Raw genomic sequence first — 22996 nt, 5'->3', positions numbered from 1 at the left:
CCGGCTTACAGGCCCAAAGCACTCGCATAACAAAGCCCGGACGCACGGAGGGCCCGACCATGACGGAACCGACCGACGAAACCGACCTTCGCCTGCTCGTCGTCGGGCTCGATGCCGGCTGCCGGCCGGTGCTCGAGCCGCTGTTCGAGGCGGGTGAGATTCCAACCCTCGAGGGACTGTTCGAGACGGGAATCGACGGACCACTCGAGTCCCAGATTCCCCCGTGGACGGCGAGCGCCTGGCCCTCGATGTTCACCGGAAAGAACCCGGGGAAACACGGCGTCTACGACTTTCTCTCGTTCGACGGCTACGACTGGAACGTCGTCAACGCGACTCACGTGCGCGAACGGCCGATCTGGGAACTCCTGGGCGAACACGGGATCAGAAGCGTCGTCGTCAACGTGCCGGTCACTCACCCCGCCCGCGAGTTCGACGGTGCGTTGATTCCAGGAATGACCGCCCCCGAAGACCCCGACTGTCACCCGGATGGCGTCCTCGAGGACGTCAAGATCGCCTGTGGCGACTATCACGTCTATCCACAGAGTACGCCCGCTGCCGATCGGTCGATCGAGGGGTACGAACTGACGATCGAACGGCGCGGAAAGGCGTTTCGGTACCTCTGTCGCCGGATGAAACCTGAGTTTGGCTTCCTCCAGTTTCAACAGACCGACAGCGTCTTTCACGAACGCCCGGGCGACAAGGCGGCGATCGAGGCGGTCTACCGCGCGGTCGACCGCCAACTCGAGGAGACGCTCGCCGAGACCGATCCTGACAACGTCCTCGTCGTCAGCGACCACGGCATCGGCCCGGTCTCGGGTCCCGAGTTCCGCATCAACGAGTTCCTCCGCGATCGGGGCTATCTCACGGCACAGAGCGGCGGCGAGGGGATGCCCGACTGGTCTCGCGCCTGGGAGAACGACCTCCTCGAGGGCGAAAACGCCGGCGAACACGAGGAGAGTGCACTCGAGCGCGCGATGAACGCCGTGGCACGCGTCGGACTCACGACCCAGCGGGTCGCGAACGCCCTCGATCGGGTCGGGCTCAAAGAGCCGATCGGGCGGCGGGTTCCGAACGATATGATCCGGGCGGCCAGCGAGCAGGTCGATTTCCCGAACTCCGCCGTCTACATGCGCTCGAAGAGCGAACTCGGTCTCCGGATCAACCTCGAGGGTCGCGAACCCGAGGGGACCGTCCCCGAATCGGAGTACGAGGAGGTACGGGCGGAAGTCGTCGAGACGTTGTCGGACGTCCGAACCCCCGGCGGTGAGCCGATGTTCGAGACGGTCGGGCCACGCGAAGCGTTCTTCGACGGCCCGCACGTAGCGGACGCACCCGACATCGTAACCGTTCCGGCGGCGTTCGACACCGCGCTCGCCGCGGATCTCGGCACAGCGCAATTCGGCGAGCCGATGGAGTCCTGGAACCACAAGCGGACGGGCGTCGTCGCGGCGACGGGGCCGGCGTTCGACGAGCACGGCTCGCTCGAGGGCGCGACGATCTTCGACGTCGCACCGACGATCTGCTCGCTGTTCGGGATACCGGTCGACGCCGATTTCGACGGTGAGACACTCTCGATCGTCGAGGGGAGCGCCGAAGCCGAGTATCCGGCCTACGAGTCGACTCCGGTCATGGCGACGGACGATCGAGCGGTCGAGGATCGACTCTCGGATCTCGGATATCTATGAGCGTCGATATCACCGTTCTCAATCCGCGGACCGACGCCGACGAGTGGAACCGCTACGTCGAACGATCGGACGGGACGAACCCGTTTTTCCGGGCCGAAGCGCTCCGGCTCCAGGCCGAGGATACGGGGACCAGAGCACACCTCCTGGCCGGATTCAAGGGACAGGAGGCGGTCGGCCTCTTTCCGGTCTTCGAGTACACGAAGGGGCCGATCACCGGTGTCTTCTCCCCAGCGCCCCGGTCGTGGTCGTGTTATCTCGGCCCCGCAACGCTGAACGTCGACAAACTCAAACAGCGCAAGGCCGACCGGCGGATCTCGCGGTTTCTCGAGGGCGCTCTCGAGTGGATCGACGAGGAAATCTCGCCCCAGTACAGCAAGTTCGTCGCCGCCGAGTTCGACGACGTGCGTCCGTTCGTCTGGAACGACTACGACGTCACGCCCGGCTACACCTACGTTGTCGACCTCGAGGGAGACGAATCGGAGTTACTCGACCGGTTCAGCAGCGACGCACGGAGCAACGTCCGAAACGCCGACGAGGACACCTACGTCGTTGAGGAGGGCGACGGCGTCGACGTCGAGCGGATCGTCGATCAGGTGGCAAACCGATACGAGAACCAGGGGCGTGCGTTTCACCTGAGCCCGGAGTTCGCCCGATCAGCATACGAAACGCTACCGGACGGCGCAATCCGTCCCTACGTCTGCCGGAGCGACGGCGAGTTCCTCGGGGGAATCCTCGTCGTCGAATCCGAAACGACCCGATACCGCTGGCAAGGCGGCGTCAAACCCGACATCGACGTCGACCTCCCGATCAACGATCTGCTCGACTGGACGGTTATGCGCGACGGTCTCCGGGAGGGACTCGAGCGCTACGACCTCGTCGGGGCTGGCGTTCCGAGCATCAACCGGTACAAAGCGAAGTTCAACCCTCGCCTCGAGACCACCTACGAGATCACCGCGGGGGCGTTCGGGCTTGATCTGGTGATCGATCAGTATCGAAAGCTGCAGTGACTCCGGAGTCGGTCGAGATTCGACGACCGGTACGAATCATCCAGCCTGTCGTCCGTCAGTCGCGGTACGATCCGTTTTACGGTTACAGGTAGATCGGTACAACAATCCGTCTCAGCCGTCGATCCGATACTTCGACTGACGGGCGTCCTCGAGGTGAACGCGACTCGCGACCAGACCGCTCTCCTCGAGTTTGCCGAGGGCGTACCTGACCGTCCGCGAGCAGAGTCGAGACTCGGAGACGATCTGCTCTTGGGTCATCTCGCCCTCGTACTCGAGGACCTTGTAGACGAGCTTCGCACTCGGTGAGAGCTCCGAGATCGCGGTGCTAGATCCGTCGTCGATGTCGTGATCGGTTGCGCTCATGTGGATGGGTTCGTTCGAGTGGGTCGATCCGACCCCACATAGTCGGTGTCGACAGTTTAGCGATATAGGGACGTGCTACCGATCGTGTCTTTCTCTCGAGACGACTAGAGCCGGTCGACGGGTGCGACTGTTCCGTGAACTCGACCGTCGACGGGCAGGTGTGTCCCGGCCGGGAGTAGACGGCGAATAGTAAGGCAATGGGGTACGTCAGTGACGGGTATGTTTGGAACTAGCGGCATTCGTGGACGGGTCGGAACGACCGTAACGGCCGAACTCGCGCTCTCGGTCGGCCGCGCCGTCGCCTCGGAGAGGAGTGGAACCGTCGTCGTCGGGCGGGACGTCCGCGAGAGCGGCCGGATGCTCGTCGACGCACTCACGGCCGGTCTTCGTGAGTGCGGTGCGGACGTCCTCACGGTCGGTGTCGAGTCGACGCCGACGATCGCACGCGCGGTCGAACTGTTCGACGCTGACGCGGGCGTCGTCGTCACAGCGTCGCACAACCCCGCACCGGACAACGGGATCAAACTCTGGACACGGTCGGGAAAAGCGTTCGGTCCCGATCGCCGGAGGGCGATCGAACGACGGGTCCGCGACGGCGATTACGAACCCGTTCCCTGGGACGAACTCGGCGTTCGCCGACGCCGTGAGCGAGCGAGGGAGGCCCACGCCGAACGCATCGAAGGCACAGTCGACCTGGAAGGAACGCCGGACGTAATCGTCGATCTCGGAACCGGTGCCGGCGGAATTACGCCCGCGGTTCTCGCCGAGTTGGGCTGTCGCGTCCGAACGCTAAACGGACAGCGAGACGGTTCCTTTCCGGGTCGGCCGAGTGAGCCAACCGAAGAGACCCTCGAGACCCTCGCCACGCTGGTCGGGCAGACGGAGGCGGATCTCGGTATCGCACACGACGGCGACGCGGACCGAATGCTCGCCGTCGACGAGACGGGGCGGTTCGTTCCGAAGGACGCGCTGCTGGCGATCTTCGCGCGAACCGTCGCGGGTGAGGGAGACCGCATCGCCGCGCCCGTCGATACGAGTCTCGCGGTCGACGACGCCGTTGCCGAGGTCGGGGCGTCGGTAACGCGAACGCGCGTCGGTGACGTGTTCGTCGCCGAACGTGCGACCGAAGCGGACGTCGTCTTCGGGGGAGAGCCAAGCGGGGCCTGGATCTGGCCGGACGAAACGCTCTGTCCGGATGGCCCGCTCGCCGCCGCTGCTCTCGTCGAACTGGCCGACGAGCGAGGATCGCTTTCCGCGATGGTCGAGGAAATCGATCGCTATCCGATCCGGCGAACGTCCGTCTCGGTCGAGGAGAAAGACGCCGTCGTGGACGACCTTCGGCGGCGCGTCGACGACCGATACGACGACGTCGACACGCTCGATGGGGTTCGCGTCGAAACCGACGACGGCTGGTTTTTGATCCGTGCCAGCGGAACCGAACCGCTGGTGCGCGTCACCGCGGAGTCACGCACCGAATCGAACGTCGACGCCGTTTTCGACGAAGCGACGACACTCGTCTCGGAGTCGATCAACCGACACGAGTAAGCCGGCCAGAGCCGGCTACGCCATCGACGCGTCCTCTCAGCCGATCGATAGGACCGGGGGTCACCGGAGCTCTTTCGGGATAAAATCGGACGTTTTCATCTCGCGGTACGTCGAGCAGTCAGGGCAGGCGTGGACGACGTCCCGATTGTCGCCGAAGACGCGGGCGAACTGGCGCGTTACCTGATTGCCACAGTTGACACACTGCGGAGCGCTGGTCTGGTGTCCGGACGTCATCGGCGTCCACTTGGCATCGGTTGGTTCCGTCGACATCACCAACCCGTAACCACAGAACGGTATTTACTATAGACCGCATAACTCGTTTCGAATCGGTTAGTTTCGGCTTTCGCACCCGACAGATGGGTGCTCGTGACGGTTCGAATATCCTGGCATTCACGGCTTCTTAGCCACGAAATCAAATATTTCCGGTCGGTAATGAGATGTTTTCCGATGAAATCCAGCCCCGATTCCAAGCCCATCGTCGATACGACTCGGCGGACCGTTTCGACGGACGGTCGGAATGACGGTTTTCCAAACGACGATTCTACCCTGATCTACGAGGTGGGGTAAACGACGGATGAACGTATCGCAGTTTTGCCAACGACCCTGTTCCCGCGTCGAATGGCCACGCAGACGAGTTGACTCAAGGATGTCTCCGTCCCACTCTCAGGAGAGGGCGGAGTAGCGAGGGGATAGTTATCCGACGAATCGGTGTAGCGGGGTCCATGAAAGCTGTCGTCCTCGCGGCAGGTGAAGGTACGCGGATCAGACCGCTCTCGACCGCGGTCCCGAAACCGATGCTGCCCGTGGCGGATCGGCCGCTCGCCGCACACACGGTCGACGCGGCTGTCGACGCCGGCGCAGACGAAATCGTCCTCGTCGTCGGCTACGAGAGCGAGACCGTCGAAGAGCACTTCGGCTCGAGGTACCGGAACGTCCCCGTCAGCTACGCACACCAGACCGAACAGGCGGGAACCGCACACGCGGTCAACACCGCCCGTGAGCACCTCGACGGCCCGTTCGCCGTCCTCAACGGCGACAACCTGTACGACCCGAACGCGATCGAGCAGCTGTTCGACGCGTGTCCAGCCGTCTGTGCCGTCGAAGTCGACGATCCGCGCCAGTATGGCGTGCTCAGCACGACCGACGGAACGGTCACCGACATCGTCGAGAAGCCTGCCGACCCGCCGACGAACCTCGCGAACGCAGGCGCGTATGCGTTTCCGGCGGAAGCACGACGGTGGCTCGACGTCCCCGCGAGCGAACGTGGGGAACACGAGATCACCGACGTACTCGCCAGGGTCATCGGCGAGTACTCCGTCACGCCGATCACCACCGACCGGTGGATGGACGTCGGCCGTCCGTGGGAACTGCTCGAAGCCAACGAGTGGAAAGTCGGGACGCTCGAGCGGCGGGTCGACGGCCAGGTGAGCGACGCCGCGTTCCTCGAGGGAGACGTAATCGTCGAGGAAGGCGCGACGGTACGGTCGGGTGTCGTCCTCGAGGGGCCGGTTCTCGTCCGGTCGGGTGCGACGATCGGCCCGAACGCGTACGTTCGCGGCGCGACGGTGATCGGGACCGACGCGAAAGTAGGTCACGGCGTCGAGGTGAAAAACAGCGTTCTGTCCTCTGGAGCGACGGTCGGGCACCTCTCGTACGTCGGTGACAGCGTGCTCGGCCGGAACGTGAACTTCGGTGCAGGGACGACCGTCGCTAACCTCCGTCACGACGGCGAGCCCGTTCGGTTTACGGTGAAAGGAAAACGAGTCTCCACTGGACGCCGAAAGTTCGGTGTCGTCGCTGGTGACAGGGTCAAAACCGGTATCAACACCAGCCTGACACCGGGGCTCAAACTCGATACTGGGACGACGACGGCTCCAGGTGAGATCGTCGAACGCGATCGATAATAGTAACAACTGATACGGGTTGCTGTAACGATTTACCGGCGCAACCGCCGCCCGGGTCGCGGTTGCGCCGGAAATGACTTACAGTAAACCGTATGAAACGATTCACACACTGATCGCCGATCCGTCTGACGATCAGGTGTGCAAGACCTGCAGTGGCTACTACAGTTACGGATCGTCGTACTGTTCTACCGGTGATCGTTCGGACGGGGTCACCGATACCCGGCAACGAAGACAGTCCGTGAGTGAGAACGCGACGACGACCGCGTTCGCGTTCGGGCAATCCGAACGACCCCGCACAGTCTCGCGGTTTTCTCCGACGGAGGAGACGGTTCCCGTAGTGATCAGGTGCTGGGTTTATATGATATCGAACTCCTAGAGAAACTGGAGGGTGTGGGTCGGTATCACACCACTACTCGATCACCGCATTCCCTCCAGATTCGATTCCGACGCGTTCGAGTTCGAGTCGCCGTAGACGAGGCCGATCGGACGTCGGGCTACGGGGGTGGCCTTCGGTCCCTCTGGTCTCGAAGACTCGTACTCGATTCTCGTTGCCACAACGAACCCATTACTCGACAGTGACGCTTTTCGCCAGATTTCTCGGCTTGTCGATCGGTCGCTCGAGCAGGCGCGCCGCGTGATAGGAGACGAGCTGGAGCTGTACGTTCGCAAACAACCCTGCGAGCATACTGTCGGTGTCGGGGATCTCGAGGTGTGCGTCCGCGACGTCGACCGCTCGATGGCCGTCGGGACAGACGGCGATCACCGGCGCTCCTCGGGTCTGGGCTTCCTCGGCGTTTTTCAACGTCTTCTCGTCTTCGGTTCCGGTGAACACCGCGAAGACGGGCGTCTCCGGCGTCACGAGTGCGAGCGGCCCGTGTTTCAACTCGCCCGACGCGAACCCTTCGGCGTGGTCGTACGTGATCTCCTTGAACTTCAGCGCTCCCTCGAGCGCGACGGGGAATCCGAGCCCGCGACCGATGAAGAAGTACGACTGACAGCCCTCGTAGCGCCTGGCGATCGATCGGGCGTTGGTCGAGGAGAGCAGGTCGTCGATCGCCGCCGGCATTCGGGAAAGCTCCGTCAACAGGGACTCGAGGTCTGCGCCTGGCCCGCCACGGACGTCGTCGGCGATTCGTTGGGCGAGCAAGACGAGCATCACTGCCTGAGAGGAGAACGTCTTGGTCGCGGCGACACCGATCTCGGGTCCGGCCCTGATAAAGAGCGTCTCGTCGGCTACCCGCGCGGCGGTCGAGCCGACGACGTTGGTTACGGTGAGCGTTTCAGCACCTTCGGCACTGGCTTGGCGGAGTGCGTTGAGCGTATCCGCCGTCTCACCGCTCTGTGAAACCGCGATCACCAGCGTGTTCTCGTCGACGGGTGGAGCTCCAACGCTGTACTCGTTTGCGAGCAACGCCCTCGCACGAACGCCGGCCCGGTTCAGCGCGAGCGAGCCGTAGAGGGCGGCGTGATAGGACGTCCCGCAGGCGATCAGCTGGACGGACTCGACTCCCTCGAACGTCGCCGGACCGAACTCCTCGAGAGCGATCCGTCCCCGTGCGGGATCAACCCGGCCTTCGATCGCCTGCGAGAGCGACACCGGTTGCTCGTGAATCTCTTTGAGCATGAAATGGTCGTACTCGCCCTTTCCCGCCTGTTCCGGGTCCCATTCGACGGTTTCTGGCTCGCGCGTGATCGGCTCTCCCGCCAGATCGGTACACTCGATTCCGTCCTCGTCGACGATCGCGACGTCGCCGTCCTCGAGATAGACGACCGTGTCCGTGTACTCGAGGAACGCGGGAACGTCGCTCGCGAGGAAGAACTGATCGTCCTCGACGCCGACGACCACGGGAGATCCCTGACGAGCAGCGTAGAGGACGTGCTCGCCCGAGAACATGGCGGTGATGGCGTAGCTTCCCTCGAGTTCGTCGATCGCGCGACGGAACGCGGCTTCGTTGTCGAGTCCACGATCGATGTGGTACTGGATGAGATGTGGGATAACCTCCGTATCGGTGTCGCTCGTGAACTCGTGTCCCTTCCCGCGAAGCCACTCCCGAAGATCGGCGTAGTTCTCGACGATTCCGTTGTGCACGACGGCGACGTCTTCCGTCTCGTCCGTGTGTGGATGTGCGTTCTCGTCGGTCGGCGGACCGTGCGTACTCCAGCGCGTGTGGCCAATGCCGACCTCGCCCGTGAGTGAGACCTCTTCGATCGAGTCTTTGAGTTCCTGGACCTTTCCGGAGCGCTTTTCGACGGCGATTCCGGAGCCGTTCTGGACGGCGACGCCCGCCGAGTCGTAGCCACGGTACTCGAGATTCTCCAGCCCGGTCAACAGCGTTTCGAGTGCGTCGCCGTTTCCGACGTGACCGATGATCCCACACATCAGCGACTCACCCCGTCGAACGCTGCCGACACTCGCCTCGCGTACAACGAAAATCCCGTATCGTGCATGATCGGAGCACAGGCAGTCCGAACCCATTACTATAGACGGGCTACTAGACAGGGTCGAGACACCGTAATACGTCCCTGAACAGTCGACTACACGACGACTCGCTAGACCGGCCGCGACGTCGCCTCCGCGTCACGCACCCAACGTTCGGTCGACTTTCTCGTCTAACTGAGAGCAAAGCCACTCGAATGTCCGTCTAAACTGGAGTATGTCCATCGAACAGCAATCGGCGTCCGCAGTACGACGTCACGAACGCCGAGTACCCCTCGATGAATCGCCAGTAGGCACCGAACGACCGTCGAATCCGACCGTTCGTCGAACGGAGCCGATGTTTCGTACATTCACTCAGTAGCTCGTCCGCTAGTAGCAGGAAATAACACAATCCATCCTCGAACCCAGGAGAAGTCAGACATTTTATTAACTCCCCGAACATCATTCCGCGATAATCACGGCCTTTCGATCTGAAATTCGACGAATGCGGCAACAATAGCCTGAACCAAACGATCGCCACGACGACAGAGAACGTCGGTCCGAGACGGAATGAACACTACACCAGTCGCGAACGTCCTCGAGATGCCGCTCGAAGAGCCGGTGCTGGTGTTTACCATCGCCATGGCGATCTTTCTCGCCGGTCCGCTGATCGTCAAACGGCTGGGACAGCCGGGAATCGTCGGCATCGTGGTGCTCGGTGCGCTCGTCGGCCCCGACGCGCTCGAGATCGTCGACCACTCCAGCGCGATCGTGTTGCTCGGTGAGGTCGGGCTCATCTATCTGCTGTTTACCGTCGGGCTCGAACTCGATCTCCGTGGGTTCAAAGAGGCTCCGGAGAACGCGGCGCTGTTCGGGCTGACGAGTTTCTTCTTCCCGTTTACCGTCGGCACCGCGGTGATGTACTCGGTGTTCGAATTCGACCCTTGGGCCGCCCTGTTGCTGTCGGCTGTCTTCGCCTCACATACGTTGCTCGCCTACCCGATCGTCAACCGACTCGGCGTGACGAAAAACCGGGCCGTCACCGCTGTCTTCGGCGGTATTCTCTTTACGGACACGCTCGCGTTGATCGTCCTCGCGATCGTCACCGGGGCGACGGAGGGTGAGCTCACCGTCTGGCTGATCGCCCAGGTACTGCTCGCGTTGGTCGTCCTCTTCGGAACCGTCTGGCTCGTCTTGCCGCGTGGATCGCGGTGGTTCTTTCAGAATTTCAGCGAGGAGAGCTACTTCGAGTTCCTGTTCGTGATGGTCGCCATCTTCGCCGCCGCCAGTCTCGCCGAAGTGCTCCAGCTCGATCCGATCCTCGGCGCGTTCGTCGCCGGCATCGCCGTCAACCAGCTGATTCCGGAGGGTGGAACCCTGATGAACCGCATCGAGTTCGTCGGCAACGCCTTCTTTATCCCGTTTTTTCTGTTGCACGTCGGGATGCTCGTCAACCCGGTCGTCATCTTCGACGGACCGACGACGCTCCTGATCGCCGCCACCATCATCGGAATCATGCTCCTCACCAAGGGCAGTGCCGCCTGGATCGTTTCACGGATCCAGGGATACACCGCCAACGAACGCGCGGTCATCTTCGGGCTCTCGACCGGACAGGCCGCTGCGGCGCTTGCGATCACTCTCGTCGGCTACGACGCCGGTCTGTTCGGCGACAGCGTCCTCAACGCCGTCGTCCTGATGTTGCTCGTGACCGCCCTCGTCAGCCCCTGGATCACCGAGCGCGCGGCAACCCGCCTCGCCCTCGATCGCGAGGTCGGCGACGGCGAGACCGACACCGACGATCCGAGCATCCTGTTGCCCCTGTCTCGTAACGCCGAACTCCAGCAACGGCTGCTCGAACTCGCGTTCGTGATCAAGGGTGATCGCGGAACCGAGCCGGTCAACGTCATCACGGTCGTCCAACCGGATGGCGAGGCGGAGACGGAGCGCCGCGTCACCGACGTGCAAGCCGACCTCGACGATCTGGCTGCGACCGGAAGCGCAGCCGAGGTTCCCATCGAGACCGAAACCCGGATCAACCACAACGTCGCCTCCGGCATCGTCCAGGGCTCGATCGAGGTCCAGGCCGACCAGATCGTCATGGGCTGGGACGCGAAACAGAGCTTCCGCCACCGCATCTTCGGGAGCATCATCGACCAGGTCCTCGAGCGAACCAAACTCCCCGTACTCATCTCGCGACTCGGTCACCCGATCAACACGACTCGCCGCATCGTCGTCGTCGTCCCGATCGGTGCCGACCACCACGAGGGGTTCTACGAGGCGGTCCACCTGGTCAAGCGTATCACGGCTGGACTCGGCGCCGAACTGAACGTCGTCGTCGTCGAGGGATCGTCCCACCAGTTCGAACAGCTGTTCGAGCTCGTCGAGGAGGACGTTCCAGCCGAGTTCGATTCGATCGACGACTGGGGCCGTCTTCTGCCGTTACTCGAGTCTCGGACGGACGAAGACGATCTCATCGTCGCCATCTCGCCGCGTCGTGGCGACGTCGGCTGGCACTCCGAACTCGAGGACCTGCCAGCCAGACTTGCCGAACTGCCCCCGGAGTCGTTCATCACGATTCACCCCCGACAGGACGAACCCGACTACGACAGACAGTACCTCCGGCTGAAGTAACGTGGTCTCCACCCGGTCGACGGGCCTCGAGCGAACCATCGACTGTGACGGACCACGGTCGGAACCGGTTGCCCCTGATACGATTTACTGTAAGTCGGTACCGCCGAAACCGCGACCCGTCTGCGGTTTCAGCGGTAACACGTTACAGGAATCCGTATGAGGGCCGACGAACACAGGCAGTCGGATCGCGTCGACACGTGTGAGCAGTTCGCAGTATGGCGACGAACCGCCACGCCTTTACCCACCTGCCGACCAGTAGTCCTATGGGTTTTGGTAGCTACGACGAGTCCGAACAGCGAGAGCAGACGAGCGAGGACGAGGAGGACGTCGAGGCGGTCAACGTCCACGAGAACGACCACGACGGCCAGCTGTCGTTCGAGTCCGATCTCTCGACGAACGAGCTCGTCTCCCAGCTCGACTCGATGAAAGACGACGACGACGGCGACGACTAACTGACCCCCGCGATCGATTCCACTTTTTACAGCCGACGTCTCTGTTCTGGAAGCCGATACGATCCTCGATCCGGCCGAGAACCGATCGAATCCCGATAAATTACCCCTGGGCCGCGACCCACAGCGCCGTCGACCCCATCAAAACCCCGGGAAGCATCGCGATCAGTCCGATGACGACCGTGCTCGAGCCGTCGACCGCTGCTAGACCGCCGTTTGCGAAGAAGTAGGTGAGCCCGCCGGGAATCAAGAGGAGCGAAACGGCGATCGCACCGAGAGTCACCGTCCAACTACCGTTCATTCCGATCTCACCGTTCGCTCGCCGTGGTACTGGTCGGGAGTATCGTCCTCGAGGAGCGCGTTCGTCCGACTGCTCTCGAGAAACGCCGTGATCGCGACCACCGTCGCTCCGGTCTTTGCGATCCCCTTCACAGTTCGATCGGCTCCGACAACGATCCGTTTCATACGGGCCGAGAGGTGCCGACAGGAGGAAGAACTCCTGCCGCATATTTTTCCCGCGTTTATATTTCGACGCCTGAGATCCGTCCTGCACTGTGACGCGTTCGCAAACGTATTTCACCGGATCGCGAAACCAACGCTGTATGAAACGCGTGCGAGTGACGATCGATCCGGGCGATTCGAATCTGCCACTCACGTACGACGCCGTCACGGGGGCAGACGAGGAGTTCGCTCGAGTACAGGTCGTCAACTGGAACGTCACGGAGTCACCCGCAACCTTTCTGTTGCGGGTCCGCGGTGACACGTCGCGTTTCGAATCGGTTCTCGAGCGTGACGACGCGGTCAGCGAGTACGAACTGATCTCGCTGTCGGTCGACGAGTGTTACTGTTTCGTCCGGGGAACGGGGTCGGCGAGCGCGCGGGCGCTCTGGGAAAACTTCAAACGGGGCAGTCTGATGACGATACCGCCGGCGGAGTGGAACCCCGACGGGACCTACACGTTCACCGTCGTCGGGTCAGACGGCGACGTCCAGACCGCGGTCACGAACGCCCAGTCCGCCGTGGCAGACATTCCCGACGACGTCACGGTCGAGATCGAATCGGTCGGCGGAACGCGGGTCGCACCCGAGACCGTCGTCGACCGACTCTCCGAGCGCCAGCGGGAGGCGGTCGAATCCGCGATCGAACTCGGCTACTACGACACTCCCCGTGAAGCGACGAGCGAAGACGTCGCTCGAGAACTCGGCTGTGCAACCTCGACCGCGGCGGAACACCTCAGGAAAGCCGAGGCGGCAGTGCTGACTGCGCTTTTCGAGGGATAGACACGGTCTCGAGGAACGGACGACTCGCTCTGGTCGTCGGTATTGTTCGTCGAAAAATGCGCTGGCTGGGATTTGAACCACGGTCGGAGCAAAGCTCCTCCCTGATTCAAATCCAGGTTCGATTTTCACTGGACAGACTACTCGCTTCGCTCGTCGTTGTTGTCCAGTGAAAATGCGCTGGCTGGGATTTGAACCCAGGTTGTGACCATGGCAAGGTCACGTGATACCACTACACTACCAGCGCCCTGCTGCACTCTATTCTACTCCCGGAGGGATGTATAAGGGTTGCGAATCGAGTCGGGTTCGGTACGCGCCACCACGACGAACGCGACGCCGTCAACCGATTTTCGAAGATCGTCCGGATCACCGGCTCTCGAGTAGCGAGAACGGGTCGGTCCCGTCCGAGCGATCGCCAGCACCGAACGATACCGGTCCGTATCAATCGCCGACAAATTGCATCGCGTGTGAATGTCGCCCAAACTGGCTCAATACCACCCTGTGAGGCCGTCACAGCCGGGATGGATTCCGCTATCCTTTTAAGACCCTATCGGCAACAAAGCGCTACAGTCTAGTGACGCGGCGCCGAAGCGTTTCGGCATGACCGTCAGCATACTCGTTCCGTCGTCACTGACCCGAGAAGCCGAGGACAAACGCGAGGCAACTCGCAAGCTCGGATACGTCGCCCGCGCGGCGACGATCTTTCGGGTCGATCGCCTGTTCGTCTATCCCGATCGGGACGGCGAAACCGGGCGATTCGACGGCGGGTTCGTAAACACCGTCTTGCGGTACGCCGCAACGCCACCGTACCTCAGAAACGAGGTCTGGGGAATGCGGGACGAACTGGAGTATGCGGGCGTCCTGCCACCGCTCCGCGCCACGACACAGACCGGCTCCGAATCGAACGGTTCGGGGTCGACAAGACAAGGGATCGTGACCGAGGTCGGACCTGATCAACGCGTGCGGGTCAATTGCGGCTTGCAACACCCGATCTCCCTCAACGTACCGCCGAAAATGGCGGTCTCCGAGGGCGAGCGCGTGACCATCAGGATCTCTTCGCGACGACCGGTCCGGGCGAAACTCGTCGACGAGCCCCTCCCGGGGCTGTCGGTCGAGCGGACGGACCTTTCGGCAGCACTCGGCCGTGAGGACGCCGGCGTTTGCATCGCGTCGTCCCGCTACGGTGAAGAACTCACCGTCGGGCGACTCGAGACGCTGGCCGGACGCGTCGAATCCGACGGGACGACCGTCGCGTTCGGTGCGCCCGAGAGAGGGCTGCCGGACATCCTCGGAATCGAGGTGTCATCCACCGACGACGGTGGTGGCAGAGTCGAACCCAGCGATCTAGGGTTCGACCTCTGGCTGAACACGGTTCCGAACCAGGGGAGCAAGGTCGTGCGAACGGAGGAGGCTCTGTTCGCCACCCTCGCGCCCCTCTCACTGAGAGCGTGATAGAATGCCACAACCAAACGCACCACGCAAAGGCTCACTCGGGTTCGGCCCACGAAAGCGTGCGACCAGCGAGGTCCCACGCTTCAACTCGTGGCCGGACGACGAAGGACAGCCGACGCTCCAGGGTTTCGCGGGCTACAAGGCCGGCATGACCCACGCCGTCATGGTCGACGACAAAGCGAACTCGGCGACCGAGGGGATGGAGACTACCGTCCCCGTGACGATCGTGGAGACGCCGCCAATGCGCGCCGTCGCTCTGCGAGCGTACGAAGATACACCGTACGGAAAGCAGCCGGTAACCGAGGTCTGGACCGACGAGTTCGTTCCCGAACTCGACCGCGTCCTCGACCTGCCCGGTGATGACTACGACGTCGACGCCGCCGAAGACGAGCTTCGGGGCCTCCTAGCGGAGGGTCGCGTCGACGACGTTCGCGTCATCACCCACACGGTTCCCGGCGACGTTCCATCGGTGCCCAAGAAGAAACCCGACGTGATGGAAACTCGAGTCGGCGGCGGTTCCGCCGAGGAACGCGTCGACTTTGGGCTCGAGACGATCGCCGAGGGCGGCGAACACGTCATGAACGACGTGTTCCGCGCCGGCGAGTACGTCGACGCAAGCGGCGTCACGAAAGGAAAAGGGACCCAGGGCCCCGTCAAGCGCTGGGGCGTCCAGAAACGCAAGGGCAAACACGCCCGGCAGGGCTGGCGCCGCCGCATCGGTAACCTCGGCCCGTGGAACCCGAGCCGCGTTCGCTCGACGGTTCCACAGCAGGGGCAGATGGGCTACCATCAGCGGACTGAACTGAACAAGCGCCTCGTCGATATCGGCGACGGTGCTGACGCGACGGTCGACGGCGGCTTCGTCAACTACGGCGAAGTCGACGGCCCGCACGCGTTGATCAAGGGCTCGCTCCCCGGGCCACAGAAGCGTCTCGTACGCTTCCGCCCGGCGATCCGACCCGGAGACCAGCCGCGCCTCGATCCCGAGGTCCGGTTCGTCTCTACCGCATCCAACCAGGGCTAAACAATGGAAGCAACAGTACGCAACCTGGACGGCTCGGACGCGGATTCGGTCGAGCTCCCGGCGGTCTTCGACACGCAGTACCGCCCGGATCTGATCGCTCGTGCCGTTCGCGTCGCCCAGGCAAACCGAAAACAGGATTACGGCGCCGACGAGTTCGCCGGCAAACGAACGCCGGCCGAATCGCTCGGTAGCGGTCGCGGGATGGCACACGTCCCGCGACAGGACGGTCGTGCCCGCCGCGTTCCCCAGGCGGTCAAGGGGCGCAAGGCACACCCGCCGAAAGCCGAGAAAGAGCAGGGAGAATCGATCAACACGAAGACGAAGAAACTCGCCATCCGAAGCGCGGTCGCCGCGACGGCCGACGCCGAACTGGTCGCCGAACGTGGCCACCGCTTCGACGACGACACGGACGTTCCGGTCGTCGTCGACGACGAGTTCGAGGACCTCCAGAAGACGAAGGAGGTCGTCGAGTTCCTCGAGGCCGCCGGCATCGCCGACGACATCGAACGCGCCGAGGAGGGCCGCAGCGTCCGCTCTGGTCAGGGGAAAGCCCGAGGCCGGAAGTACAAGACGCCAAAGTCGATCCTGTTCGTCACCTCGAGCGAGACCGGCCCATCCCGGGCCGCACGAAATCTCGCCGGGGCCGACGTCGCGACGGCCGCCGAGGTCAACGCGGAGGATCTCGCACCCGGCGCACAGCCGGGTCGACTAACCGTCTGGACCGAAAGCGCACTCGAGGAGGTGGCGGACCGATGACCGGTATCATCGAACACCCGCTCGTGACGGAGAAGGCGATGAACGACATGGACTTCGAGAACAAGCTCCAGTTCGTCGTCAACCCGGATGCGACCAAACACGACATTCGTGATGCGGTCGAAGAGCGCTTCGACGTCTCGGTCGACAACATCAACACCCAGCTAACGATGAAGGGCAAGAAGAAAGCGACAGTTCGACTCTCCGAGGACGACGACGCCCAGGAAGTCGCCTCGCGTATCGGGGTGTTCTGACCATGGGACGACGAATCCTCGGACAGCGACGTGGTCGCGGGACCTCCACGTTCCGTGCCCCGTCGCACCGATACAAGGCGAAGCTCGATCACAAGAAAGAAGAGGACGGCGACGTCGTTCGCGGAACGGTTGTGGATATCGAACACGATCCGGCCCGCTCAGCGCCGATTGCCGCCATCGAGTTCGACGACGGTGATCAGCGACTCGTGCTCGCGCCGGAAGGAATCGGCGTCGGCGAGGAGATCCAAGTCGGCGTCTCCGCGGAGATCAAACCCGGCAACACGATGCCGCTCGCGGAGATTCCCGAAGGTGTGCCGGTCTGTAACGTCGAAGCCAACCCCGGCGACGGCGGGAAGTTCGCCCGGGCGTCTGGAACGAACGCGGACCTGATCACCCACGACCGCAACGCCGCGGTCGTCCAGCTGCCAAGCGGCGAGGTCAAGCGCCTCGACCCGCAGTGTCGTGCCACCATCGGCGTCGTCGCCGGTGGCGGACGCACAGAGAAACCGATGGTCAAAGCCGGAAACAAGTACCACAAGATGAAAGCCCGCGGGACCAAGTGGCCCCGCGTCCGCGGTGTCGCGATGAACGCCGTCGACCACCCGTTCGGTGGCGGCGGCCGCCAACACCCGGGGAAACCGAAATCCGTCTCGCGGGACGCCCCGCCGGGACGCAAAGTCGGTGACATTTCCTCGCGCCGAACCGGCCGAGGTGGAAACAAATGAGCCAGGAGTACCGAACCGGCCGTGAGGGTGAGGAGTTCACCTACCGCGGTCACACCGTTGAGGAGCTGCAGGAGATGGAGCTCGAAGACGTCGCGGAACTGCTGCCCGCACGCAAGCGGCGAAGTATCAAACGCGGCCTCTCCGTCGAGAAACAAAAGCTTCTCGAGAAGGCCCGCGAGAAAGGCGAAGAGGAGACGGCAAACGCGCCGATCCGGACCCACCTTCGTGATATGCCGATCCTGCCGGAGTTCGTCGGTCTCACGTTCGAGGTGTACAACGGACAGTCGTTCGAGCGCGTCCGCGTCGAGCCCGAGATGATCGGACACTATCTCGGCGAGTTCCAGCTGACTCGCAACTCCGTCGAACACGGACAGGCTGGTATCGGCGCGACTCGATCGTCGAAGTTCGTCCCACTGAAGTGATCCACGCATGGGAATCAACTACTCAGTCGACGCCGACCCGGACGCCACCGCGAAAGCGATGCTTCGGGAGCGTCACATGAGCCACAAGCACAGCAAGGAAATCGCGCGCGAACTGAAGGGACGAACCGTCGACGACGCACAGGTGTACCTTCAGGACGTGATCGACGGCGAACAGTCGGTTCCGTTCAAGTCCCACAACAGCGGCGTCGGACACCGTTCCGACATCGACGGCTGGGACGCAGGCCGGTATCCCGAGAAGGCCTCCAAGGCGTTTCTCGACTTACTCGAGAACGTCGAGGCCAACGCCGACCATCAGGGATTCGACGGTTCGTCGATGGAGATCGTCCACGTCGCCGCCCACAAGGTCGGCGAGGCGGTCGGTCGTAAACCCCGTGCGATGGGCCGAGCATCGGCCTGGAACACGCCCGAAGTCGACGTCGAAATCGTCGTCGAGGACGCCGACGAAAGCGAATCCGAGGAGGACGACAACTAATGGCTGACGAACACCAGTTCATCGAAAACGGCCTGCAGCGGTCCCAGATAGACGAGTTCTTCCAGGAAGAGCTCGGCCGCGCGGGCTACGGTGGCATGGACGTCGCCAAAACGCCGATGGGAACCCAGATCGTCCTCAAGGCAGAGAAGCCGGGGATGGTCATCGGCAAAGGCGGCGAGAACATCCGAAAGGTCACGACGGCGCTCGAAGAGCGCTTCAACCTCGAGGATCCCCAGATCGACGTCCAGGAGGTCGACGAGCCGGATCTCAACGCCCGGATCGTCGCGGACCGACTGGCGAACGCACTCGAGCGCGGCTGGTACTTCCGCAAAGCCGGTCACACGACGATCGACCGGATCATGGAAGCCGGTGCGCTCGGCGCTGAGATTGTCCTCTCCGGGAAGGTCACGGGCGCTCGCTCGCGCGTCGAGAAGTTCAACCGAGGATACATCAAGCACAACGGCGAACCCGCCGAGGAGATCGTCGACCACGGTCAGGGCGTCGCCGTCATGAAGCTCGGAACGATCGGCGTCACGGTCAAGATCATCCCGCCGAACGCCGAACTCCCCGACGACTTCGGCGTCCACGAGGACCTCGATCCCGAAGAGCTCGTTCCCGATGCCGTCGAGGCCAACGAGGCCGAGGGTGTCGAGGAACTGCTCGAGGGCGAACCCGAGGAAGCGGAAGCCGTCGAGGCCGGCGTCGAAGCGCCGGCCGACGAGGCCGTCGAGACGGCGGCTGACGAGGACGGCGACCTCGACGAGGAAGTCGTCGAAGAGGTCATCGAGGAGGAACTCGAGGAAGACGACGAGGAAGCCGATGCTGACGCCGACGCGGACGACGAGGCCGACACCGAGGAGGGCCTCGAGGACCTCGAAGAGGACGTCGAGGCCGAAGCAGAAGAGCTGATGGCCGAGATGGAAGACGAGGAGGCCGAAGACGAAAGCGACGACGAAGACGAGGGAGGTGACGCCTGATGGCGATCATCCACGTCGAGGAGATTCGCGACATGACGCCGGCAGAGCGCGAGGAGGAACTCGAGGAACTCGAGACCGAACTCCTGAACGCCAAATCCGTCCTCGCAGCCGGTGGTGCCCCGGAGAACCCGGGACGAATCGGCGAACTCGGACGGACGATCGCGCGGATCAAGACGATCCAGCGTGAGGAAGGCGACTTCGACGACGAATAACACAGCAATGGCACTGACACCCGAGACGCTCCCGCGACACGAACTCAACGGGCTTCCGGTCCGCGTCGTCGACAGCGACGACGACGGACGGGTCGGCCTCGAGGGCCGCGTCGTCATCGAGACGACGAACACGCTCTCGATAGAGGTTCGAACCGACGGGGAGTCCCGGGTCGTCACGGTGCCAAAATCGGGCTCGACGTTCGAGTTTGCGATCACAGATGAAGCCGCCGACTCCACGAAGGAGTCGGGGACTACGTCCAAACTGGCCGACACTCAACCTGGTGGAACCGAGCGATCGGCACCATCAGACAGCGCTGGCGAGGGCGTAGCCTACGTTACGGTCGATGGATCGCGACTGCTCTCACGACCCGCCCGACGCACGGAAACGAATGGTGACTCACCATGGCAATAGGACTAGACGTTGAAACCCCTCCGGAACCTGAGAATCCGGAGGAATACGACTACGAGAAGTGCCCGTTCTACGGCGACCTTTCCGTTCGAGGACAGATCCTCGAGGGGCAGGTCGTCTCGACGGACATGGACAAGACCGTAGTCGTCGAACGAGAGTACGATGTAGCGGTTCCGAAGTACGACCGCTCCATGAAACGACGCTCGCGCATTCCGGCTCACGTGCCGGGCGTGCTCGAGCCGCTCTCGGTCGGTGACACGGTCAAGATCGCAGAGACCCGACCACTGTCGAAGACGAAATCGCACGTGGTCGTCGAAATAACCGAAGAAGCGACTGCGGTGGACGTCGCCGAGCTGACGGGGCAGGCAGAGCCTGAGCCGGAACTCTCGGACGAAGACCTCGCCGCGGCTGCAGACGAAGGTGATGAGTGATGGAGGCGATGAAAGCTGACGTCACCCAGGGACTCAAGAAGGGGTCGCTGGTCACGTGTGCCGACAACACGGGCGCACGTGAACTCAAAGTCATCAGCGTCGCGGGCTACCACGGCACCAAGAACCGCCAGCCGAAGGCGGGACTCGGTGACAAAGTGACCGTCTCGGTCACGAAGGGGACCCCCGAGATGCGCCGACAGGTTCTCGAGGCAGTCATCGTCCGCCAGCGGAAGTCGATCCGCCGACCGGACGGCACCCGACTCAAGTTCGAGGACAACGCGGCGGTCATCATCGACGAGAACGAAGAGCCCCGCGGCACGGAGATCAAGGGGCCGATCGCCCGCGAAGTCGCAGAGCGCTTCGGAGCAATCGCCAGCACGGCGACGATGATCGTATAGACAATGAGCAAACAACCACACAAACAGCGAAATCAGACGGAGCGTGCCCCGCTGCACCAGCGAGGGAAGCAGCTTCACGCGACGCTCTCCGAGGACCTCCGCGAGGAGTACGACACGCGTCGAACCCGCGTCAACGCGGGCGATACGGTCGAGGTCATGCGTGGCGACCACGCCGGCGAGGAAGGCGAGGTTCTACGCGTCGTCCTCGAGGACGGCGTCATCCACGTCGAGGACGTGACGATCGAGACGGCCGACGGCGAGGAAGTTCCCCGTCCGCTCGACTCTTCGAACGTTCGAATTACGGACCTCGATCTCTCGGACGAGCGTCGCGAGGCGCGTCTCGAAGGTGATAGCGAATGACGAAACACCAGAAACGACTCTCAGTTCCGAACTCCTGGCCGGTCGAGCGAAAGACCGACGTCTTCACGGTCAAAGCCGGTGGCGGACCGCACGGTGAAGACGGCGTTCCACTCGTCGTTCTTCTGCGGGACGTCCTCGGTTACGTGGACTCCACGAAGGAAGCGCGCTACGCCCTTTCGGAGGATTCGATCCTCGTCAACGGCGTCGCGATCAACGACGAACAGCGTCCGATCGGGATCTTCGACATCATCGCCTTCCCCGGACGGGAGGAGTACTACCGTGTCTTCCCCGACGAGGGCGGTCGGCTCGCGCTGACCGAAATCGACGAGGAGGCCGCCGGGAGTCGCCTCGGCAAGATCGATGGCAAACGCCAGGTCTCCGGCGGCGACACCCAGCTTACGCTTCACGATGGGACGAACGTCATCGTCGACGACCCATCCTACAGCGCAAACGACTCCATCGTCGTCGACAACGAGGACAAGTCGATCGTCGCACACTTCCCCTACGAGGAAGGTGCGCTCGTCACCGCCATCCAGGGCAACCACGGCGGCAAGATCGGCGAGATCGAAGCGATCGATGTCACGCCCGGAAGCGGCTCGAACACCGTCACCGTCTCCACTGACGACGGCGGGTTCGAGACCGTCGAAGAGTACGTCGTCGTGATCGACGAGAACTTTACCGACGACGGAGGTAACGACGAATGAGCGAAGCCGAATCCGGCGAGTTCCACGAGATGCGCAAACCCCGCGTCGAGAAGGTCGTCGTCCACATGGGCGTCGGTCAGGGTGGCCGTGAACTCGGCAAAGCCGAGGACATCATCGAGGAGGTCACGGACCAACAGAGCGTCCGTACTCAGGCCAAACACACCGAACCCGACTTCGGCATCCGCCAGGGCGACCCGATCGGCACGAAGGTCACCCTCCGTGGCGAAGACGCCCACGAGTTCCTCGAGACGGCTCTGCCGATCGCGGAGCTCTCGTCGTCGCAGTTCGACGACACGGGCAACTTCAGCTTCGGCATCGCCGAACACACGGATTTCCCGAGTCAGGAGTACGACCCGAACGTCGGGATCTACGGTCTGGACGTCACCGTGAACCTGGTCCGTCCGGGCTACCGTATCGCCAAACGCGACAAGGCGACGCGGTCGATCCCCTCGAGTCACCGACTCACCCCCGAGGACGCGGTCGCGTTCCTCGAGGCGAACTTCGACGTCACCGTAGAGGACCCCGAGGATGAGTGAAAGCGAACACGAACACGACAGCACGGGCGAGCACGCCGCAAAGCGCACGGGCCAGGAAGCGGCCTGCCAGCGTTGTGGCCGCAAGCAAGGCCTGGTTGGCAAGTACGACATCAACCTCTGCCGGCAGTGCTTCCGCGAGATCGCCCGCGACATGGGATTCAAGAAGTACCGATAACATGACTGGAAATGATCCACTCAGCAACGCGCTCTCGGGGCTCGACAACGCCGAGAGCGTCGGTAAACTGAGCCACGAGGTAACGCCCGCCTCGAACGAGATCGGCAGCGTACTCGAGGTCTTCTACGACCGCGGGTACATCGACGGCTTCGAGTACGTCGACGACGGTAAAGCCGGTCAGTTCGAGATCGAACTGCGAGGAGCGATCAACGCCTGCGGACCCGTCAAACCCCGATACAGCGCCGGTGCCGACGACTTCGAGAAGTGGGAGAAACGATTCCTCCCGGCTCGAGACTTCGGTGCACTCGTCGTCACGACGAGCAGTGGCATCATGAGCCACTACGAAGCGCGCGAACAGGGGATCGGCGGCCAGGTGATCGCATACGTCTACTAA

At 63.0% G+C, this 22996-nt stretch carries 29 protein-coding genes and 1 tRNA gene; 24 read left to right on the top strand and 6 right to left on the bottom strand.

Annotated elements, in window-relative coordinates:
• The first annotated feature begins 59 nt into the window (after nucleotides 1-59).
• Nucleotides 60-1685, top strand: coding sequence for an alkaline phosphatase family protein (locus GRS80_RS05480; protein WP_160046680.1), 1626 nt, complete (start codon nucleotides 60-62; stop codon nucleotides 1683-1685).
• Nucleotides 1682-2692 (top strand): GNAT family N-acetyltransferase, encoded by a 1011-nt coding sequence (locus tag GRS80_RS05475; RefSeq protein WP_160046679.1) that lies wholly within the window; start codon nucleotides 1682-1684, stop codon nucleotides 2690-2692. The genes GRS80_RS05480 and GRS80_RS05475 overlap by 4 nt, the downstream gene beginning before the upstream one ends.
• A gap of 111 nt (nucleotides 2693-2803) precedes the next feature.
• Here GRS80_RS05475 and GRS80_RS05470 read toward each other — a convergent pair whose 3' ends face one another.
• On the bottom strand, nucleotides 2804-3055 hold the full coding sequence (locus tag GRS80_RS05470) for a MarR family transcriptional regulator (protein WP_160046678.1): 252 nt from the start codon (nucleotides 3053-3055) through the stop codon (nucleotides 2804-2806).
• A gap of 219 nt (nucleotides 3056-3274) precedes the next feature.
• Here GRS80_RS05470 and glmM point away from each other — a divergent pair, with 219 nt between their 5' ends.
• Nucleotides 3275-4600, top strand: coding sequence for a phosphoglucosamine mutase (gene glmM, locus GRS80_RS05465; protein ID WP_160046677.1), 1326 nt, complete (start codon nucleotides 3275-3277; stop codon nucleotides 4598-4600).
• Between the two features lie 60 nt (nucleotides 4601-4660).
• Here glmM and GRS80_RS05460 read toward each other — a convergent pair whose 3' ends face one another.
• The gene (locus GRS80_RS05460) at nucleotides 4661-4870 is read right to left on the bottom strand and encodes a hypothetical protein (protein ID WP_149080009.1); all 210 of its coding nucleotides are present in this window, start codon (nucleotides 4868-4870) and stop codon (nucleotides 4661-4663) included.
• Between the two features lie 452 nt (nucleotides 4871-5322).
• On the opposite strand from GRS80_RS05460, the gene glmU reads away from it, so the two are divergent.
• Nucleotides 5323-6504 (top strand): bifunctional sugar-1-phosphate nucleotidylyltransferase/acetyltransferase, encoded by a 1182-nt coding sequence (gene glmU / locus GRS80_RS05455; RefSeq protein WP_160046676.1) that lies wholly within the window; start codon nucleotides 5323-5325, stop codon nucleotides 6502-6504.
• A 565-nt stretch (nucleotides 6505-7069) separates the two neighbouring features.
• Here glmU and glmS read toward each other — a convergent pair.
• Nucleotides 7070-8884 (bottom strand): glutamine--fructose-6-phosphate transaminase (isomerizing), encoded by a 1815-nt coding sequence (gene glmS, locus GRS80_RS05450; protein ID WP_160046675.1) that lies wholly within the window; start codon nucleotides 8882-8884, stop codon nucleotides 7070-7072.
• Nucleotides 8885-9490: 606 nt separating this feature from the next.
• On the opposite strand from glmS, the gene GRS80_RS05445 reads away from it, so the two are divergent.
• Both GRS80_RS05445 and GRS80_RS05440 read left to right on the top strand, forming a co-directional pair.
• Nucleotides 9491-11551 carry a cation:proton antiporter gene (locus GRS80_RS05445; RefSeq protein WP_160046674.1) on the top strand — a complete coding sequence of 687 codons (2061 nt, stop codon included), beginning with the start codon at nucleotides 9491-9493 and terminating at the stop codon, nucleotides 11549-11551.
• Between the two features lie 263 nt (nucleotides 11552-11814).
• The gene (locus tag GRS80_RS05440) at nucleotides 11815-12003 is read left to right on the top strand and encodes a DUF5786 family protein (protein WP_160046982.1); all 189 of its coding nucleotides are present in this window, start codon (nucleotides 11815-11817) and stop codon (nucleotides 12001-12003) included.
• Nucleotides 12004-12103: 100 nt separating this feature from the next.
• Here the strand turns inward: GRS80_RS05440 and GRS80_RS05435 are convergent, their stop codons facing one another.
• Both GRS80_RS05435 and GRS80_RS05430 read right to left on the bottom strand, forming a co-directional pair.
• A complete protein-coding gene (locus GRS80_RS05435; protein WP_160046673.1) occupies nucleotides 12104-12301 on the bottom strand; it encodes a hypothetical protein in 198 nt (65 codons plus the stop codon).
• A complete protein-coding gene (locus GRS80_RS05430) occupies nucleotides 12298-12465 on the bottom strand; it encodes a hypothetical protein (RefSeq protein ID WP_160046672.1) in 168 nt (55 codons plus the stop codon). The genes GRS80_RS05435 and GRS80_RS05430 overlap by 4 nt, the downstream gene beginning before the upstream one ends.
• Before the next feature lie 137 nt (nucleotides 12466-12602).
• Here GRS80_RS05430 and GRS80_RS05425 point away from each other — a divergent pair, with 137 nt between their 5' ends.
• A complete protein-coding gene (locus GRS80_RS05425; protein ID WP_160046671.1) occupies nucleotides 12603-13280 on the top strand; it encodes a helix-turn-helix domain-containing protein in 678 nt (225 codons plus the stop codon).
• Nucleotides 13281-13453: 173 nt separating this feature from the next.
• Here GRS80_RS05425 and GRS80_RS05420 read toward each other — a convergent pair.
• Nucleotides 13454-13524, bottom strand: a tRNA-Gly gene (locus tag GRS80_RS05420).
• 353 nt (nucleotides 13525-13877) lie between these two features.
• On the opposite strand from GRS80_RS05420, the gene GRS80_RS05415 reads away from it, so the two are divergent.
• Genes GRS80_RS05415 through GRS80_RS05335 form a run of 17 tightly spaced genes read left to right on the top strand, consistent with a single transcriptional unit; the run spans nucleotide 13878 to nucleotide 22996 of the window.
• Nucleotides 13878-14729: an RNA methyltransferase gene (locus GRS80_RS05415; RefSeq protein WP_160046670.1), complete on the top strand. Its 852-nt coding sequence runs from the start codon at nucleotides 13878-13880 to the stop codon at nucleotides 14727-14729.
• Between the two features lie 4 nt (nucleotides 14730-14733).
• Nucleotides 14734-15753 (top strand): 50S ribosomal protein L3, encoded by a 1020-nt coding sequence (locus tag GRS80_RS05410; RefSeq protein ID WP_160046669.1) that lies wholly within the window; start codon nucleotides 14734-14736, stop codon nucleotides 15751-15753.
• Between the two features lie 3 nt (nucleotides 15754-15756).
• Nucleotides 15757-16509, top strand: a complete 753-nt coding sequence (gene rpl4p / locus GRS80_RS05405) for a 50S ribosomal protein L4 (protein ID WP_160046668.1) — start codon at nucleotides 15757-15759, stop codon at nucleotides 16507-16509.
• Nucleotides 16506-16760: a 50S ribosomal protein L23 gene (locus tag GRS80_RS05400; protein WP_149080019.1), complete on the top strand. Its 255-nt coding sequence runs from the start codon at nucleotides 16506-16508 to the stop codon at nucleotides 16758-16760. The genes rpl4p and GRS80_RS05400 overlap by 4 nt, the downstream gene beginning before the upstream one ends.
• A gap of 2 nt (nucleotides 16761-16762) precedes the next feature.
• Entirely contained in the window at nucleotides 16763-17485 is a 723-nt protein-coding gene (locus GRS80_RS05395; RefSeq protein WP_149080020.1) for a 50S ribosomal protein L2, read from the top strand.
• The gene (locus tag GRS80_RS05390) at nucleotides 17482-17907 is read left to right on the top strand and encodes a 30S ribosomal protein S19 (protein WP_149080021.1); all 426 of its coding nucleotides are present in this window, start codon (nucleotides 17482-17484) and stop codon (nucleotides 17905-17907) included. Before GRS80_RS05395 ends, GRS80_RS05390 begins: the two co-directional genes overlap by 4 nt.
• Before the next feature lie 7 nt (nucleotides 17908-17914).
• Nucleotides 17915-18400, top strand: coding sequence for a 50S ribosomal protein L22 (locus GRS80_RS05385; RefSeq protein ID WP_160046667.1), 486 nt, complete (start codon nucleotides 17915-17917; stop codon nucleotides 18398-18400).
• A complete protein-coding gene (locus GRS80_RS05380; RefSeq protein ID WP_160046666.1) occupies nucleotides 18400-19377 on the top strand; it encodes a 30S ribosomal protein S3 in 978 nt (325 codons plus the stop codon). Before GRS80_RS05385 ends, GRS80_RS05380 begins: the two co-directional genes overlap by 1 nt.
• Nucleotides 19377-19589 (top strand): 50S ribosomal protein L29, encoded by a 213-nt coding sequence (gene rpmC, locus GRS80_RS05375; RefSeq protein ID WP_160046665.1) that lies wholly within the window; start codon nucleotides 19377-19379, stop codon nucleotides 19587-19589. The genes GRS80_RS05380 and rpmC overlap by 1 nt, the downstream gene beginning before the upstream one ends.
• A gap of 7 nt (nucleotides 19590-19596) precedes the next feature.
• Complete coding sequence (locus GRS80_RS05370; RefSeq protein WP_149080025.1) at nucleotides 19597-20001, top strand: ribonuclease P protein component 1; 405 nt, start codon at nucleotides 19597-19599, stop codon at nucleotides 19999-20001.
• Complete coding sequence (locus GRS80_RS05365; protein ID WP_149080026.1) at nucleotides 19992-20429, top strand: 30S ribosomal protein S17; 438 nt, start codon at nucleotides 19992-19994, stop codon at nucleotides 20427-20429. The genes GRS80_RS05370 and GRS80_RS05365 overlap by 10 nt, the downstream gene beginning before the upstream one ends.
• Nucleotides 20429-20827 carry a 50S ribosomal protein L14 gene (locus GRS80_RS05360; protein ID WP_013878558.1) on the top strand — a complete coding sequence of 133 codons (399 nt, stop codon included), beginning with the start codon at nucleotides 20429-20431 and terminating at the stop codon, nucleotides 20825-20827. The genes GRS80_RS05365 and GRS80_RS05360 overlap by 1 nt, the downstream gene beginning before the upstream one ends.
• Nucleotides 20828-20830: 3 nt before the next feature.
• Complete coding sequence (gene rplX, locus GRS80_RS05355) at nucleotides 20831-21187, top strand: 50S ribosomal protein L24 (protein ID WP_149080028.1); 357 nt, start codon at nucleotides 20831-20833, stop codon at nucleotides 21185-21187.
• Nucleotides 21184-21891 (top strand): 30S ribosomal protein S4e, encoded by a 708-nt coding sequence (locus GRS80_RS05350; protein WP_160046664.1) that lies wholly within the window; start codon nucleotides 21184-21186, stop codon nucleotides 21889-21891. Before rplX ends, GRS80_RS05350 begins: the two co-directional genes overlap by 4 nt.
• Nucleotides 21888-22427: a 50S ribosomal protein L5 gene (locus GRS80_RS05345; RefSeq protein WP_160046663.1), complete on the top strand. Its 540-nt coding sequence runs from the start codon at nucleotides 21888-21890 to the stop codon at nucleotides 22425-22427. Before GRS80_RS05350 ends, GRS80_RS05345 begins: the two co-directional genes overlap by 4 nt.
• Nucleotides 22420-22602, top strand: a complete 183-nt coding sequence (locus GRS80_RS05340; RefSeq protein ID WP_149080031.1) for a 30S ribosomal protein S14 — start codon at nucleotides 22420-22422, stop codon at nucleotides 22600-22602. Before GRS80_RS05345 ends, GRS80_RS05340 begins: the two co-directional genes overlap by 8 nt.
• A 1-nt stretch (nucleotide 22603) precedes the next feature.
• A complete protein-coding gene (locus GRS80_RS05335) occupies nucleotides 22604-22996 on the top strand; it encodes a 30S ribosomal protein S8 (RefSeq protein ID WP_149080032.1) in 393 nt (130 codons plus the stop codon).

Source organism: Natrialba sp. INN-245, assembly GCF_009807105.1.
GTDB lineage: Archaea > Halobacteriota > Halobacteria > Halobacteriales > Natrialbaceae > Natrarchaeobius > Natrarchaeobius swarupiae.
The sequence above is the reverse complement of the archived record's forward strand: the minus strand, read 5'-3'. Positions and strand labels throughout refer to the sequence as shown.

What these genes read in the sequence shown, in the direction of transcription:
- GRS80_RS05480 (WP_160046680.1), top strand. Translation starts at nt 60, where the DNA reads ATGACGGAACCGACCGACGAAACCGACCTTCGCCTGCTCGTCGTCGGG.
- GRS80_RS05475 (WP_160046679.1), top strand. Translation starts at nt 1,682, where the DNA reads ATGAGCGTCGATATCACCGTTCTCAATCCGCGGACCGACGCCGACGAG.
- GRS80_RS05470 (WP_160046678.1), bottom strand. Translation starts at nt 3,055, where the DNA reads ATGAGCGCAACCGATCACGACATCGACGACGGATCTAGCACCGCGATC.
- glmM (WP_160046677.1), top strand. Translation starts at nt 3,275, where the DNA reads ATGTTTGGAACTAGCGGCATTCGTGGACGGGTCGGAACGACCGTAACG.
- GRS80_RS05460 (WP_149080009.1), bottom strand. Translation starts at nt 4,870, where the DNA reads ATGTCGACGGAACCAACCGATGCCAAGTGGACGCCGATGACGTCCGGA.
- glmU (WP_160046676.1), top strand. Translation starts at nt 5,323, where the DNA reads ATGAAAGCTGTCGTCCTCGCGGCAGGTGAAGGTACGCGGATCAGACCG.
- glmS (WP_160046675.1), bottom strand. Translation starts at nt 8,884, where the DNA reads ATGTGTGGGATCATCGGTCACGTCGGAAACGGCGACGCACTCGAAACG.
- GRS80_RS05445 (WP_160046674.1), top strand. Translation starts at nt 9,491, where the DNA reads ATGAACACTACACCAGTCGCGAACGTCCTCGAGATGCCGCTCGAAGAG.
- GRS80_RS05440 (WP_160046982.1), top strand. Translation starts at nt 11,815, where the DNA reads ATGGGTTTTGGTAGCTACGACGAGTCCGAACAGCGAGAGCAGACGAGC.
- GRS80_RS05435 (WP_160046673.1), bottom strand. Translation starts at nt 12,301, where the DNA reads ATGAACGGTAGTTGGACGGTGACTCTCGGTGCGATCGCCGTTTCGCTC.
- GRS80_RS05430 (WP_160046672.1), bottom strand. Translation starts at nt 12,465, where the DNA reads ATGAAACGGATCGTTGTCGGAGCCGATCGAACTGTGAAGGGGATCGCA.
- GRS80_RS05425 (WP_160046671.1), top strand. Translation starts at nt 12,603, where the DNA reads ATGAAACGCGTGCGAGTGACGATCGATCCGGGCGATTCGAATCTGCCA.
- GRS80_RS05415 (WP_160046670.1), top strand. Translation starts at nt 13,878, where the DNA reads ATGACCGTCAGCATACTCGTTCCGTCGTCACTGACCCGAGAAGCCGAG.
- GRS80_RS05410 (WP_160046669.1), top strand. Translation starts at nt 14,734, where the DNA reads ATGCCACAACCAAACGCACCACGCAAAGGCTCACTCGGGTTCGGCCCA.
- rpl4p (WP_160046668.1), top strand. Translation starts at nt 15,757, where the DNA reads ATGGAAGCAACAGTACGCAACCTGGACGGCTCGGACGCGGATTCGGTC.
- GRS80_RS05400 (WP_149080019.1), top strand. Translation starts at nt 16,506, where the DNA reads ATGACCGGTATCATCGAACACCCGCTCGTGACGGAGAAGGCGATGAAC.
- GRS80_RS05395 (WP_149080020.1), top strand. Translation starts at nt 16,763, where the DNA reads ATGGGACGACGAATCCTCGGACAGCGACGTGGTCGCGGGACCTCCACG.
- GRS80_RS05390 (WP_149080021.1), top strand. Translation starts at nt 17,482, where the DNA reads ATGAGCCAGGAGTACCGAACCGGCCGTGAGGGTGAGGAGTTCACCTAC.
- GRS80_RS05385 (WP_160046667.1), top strand. Translation starts at nt 17,915, where the DNA reads ATGGGAATCAACTACTCAGTCGACGCCGACCCGGACGCCACCGCGAAA.
- GRS80_RS05380 (WP_160046666.1), top strand. Translation starts at nt 18,400, where the DNA reads ATGGCTGACGAACACCAGTTCATCGAAAACGGCCTGCAGCGGTCCCAG.
- rpmC (WP_160046665.1), top strand. Translation starts at nt 19,377, where the DNA reads ATGGCGATCATCCACGTCGAGGAGATTCGCGACATGACGCCGGCAGAG.
- GRS80_RS05370 (WP_149080025.1), top strand. Translation starts at nt 19,597, where the DNA reads ATGGCACTGACACCCGAGACGCTCCCGCGACACGAACTCAACGGGCTT.
- GRS80_RS05365 (WP_149080026.1), top strand. Translation starts at nt 19,992, where the DNA reads ATGGCAATAGGACTAGACGTTGAAACCCCTCCGGAACCTGAGAATCCG.
- GRS80_RS05360 (WP_013878558.1), top strand. Translation starts at nt 20,429, where the DNA reads ATGGAGGCGATGAAAGCTGACGTCACCCAGGGACTCAAGAAGGGGTCG.
- rplX (WP_149080028.1), top strand. Translation starts at nt 20,831, where the DNA reads ATGAGCAAACAACCACACAAACAGCGAAATCAGACGGAGCGTGCCCCG.
- GRS80_RS05350 (WP_160046664.1), top strand. Translation starts at nt 21,184, where the DNA reads ATGACGAAACACCAGAAACGACTCTCAGTTCCGAACTCCTGGCCGGTC.
- GRS80_RS05345 (WP_160046663.1), top strand. Translation starts at nt 21,888, where the DNA reads ATGAGCGAAGCCGAATCCGGCGAGTTCCACGAGATGCGCAAACCCCGC.
- GRS80_RS05340 (WP_149080031.1), top strand. Translation starts at nt 22,420, where the DNA reads ATGAGTGAAAGCGAACACGAACACGACAGCACGGGCGAGCACGCCGCA.
- GRS80_RS05335 (WP_149080032.1), top strand. Translation starts at nt 22,604, where the DNA reads ATGACTGGAAATGATCCACTCAGCAACGCGCTCTCGGGGCTCGACAAC.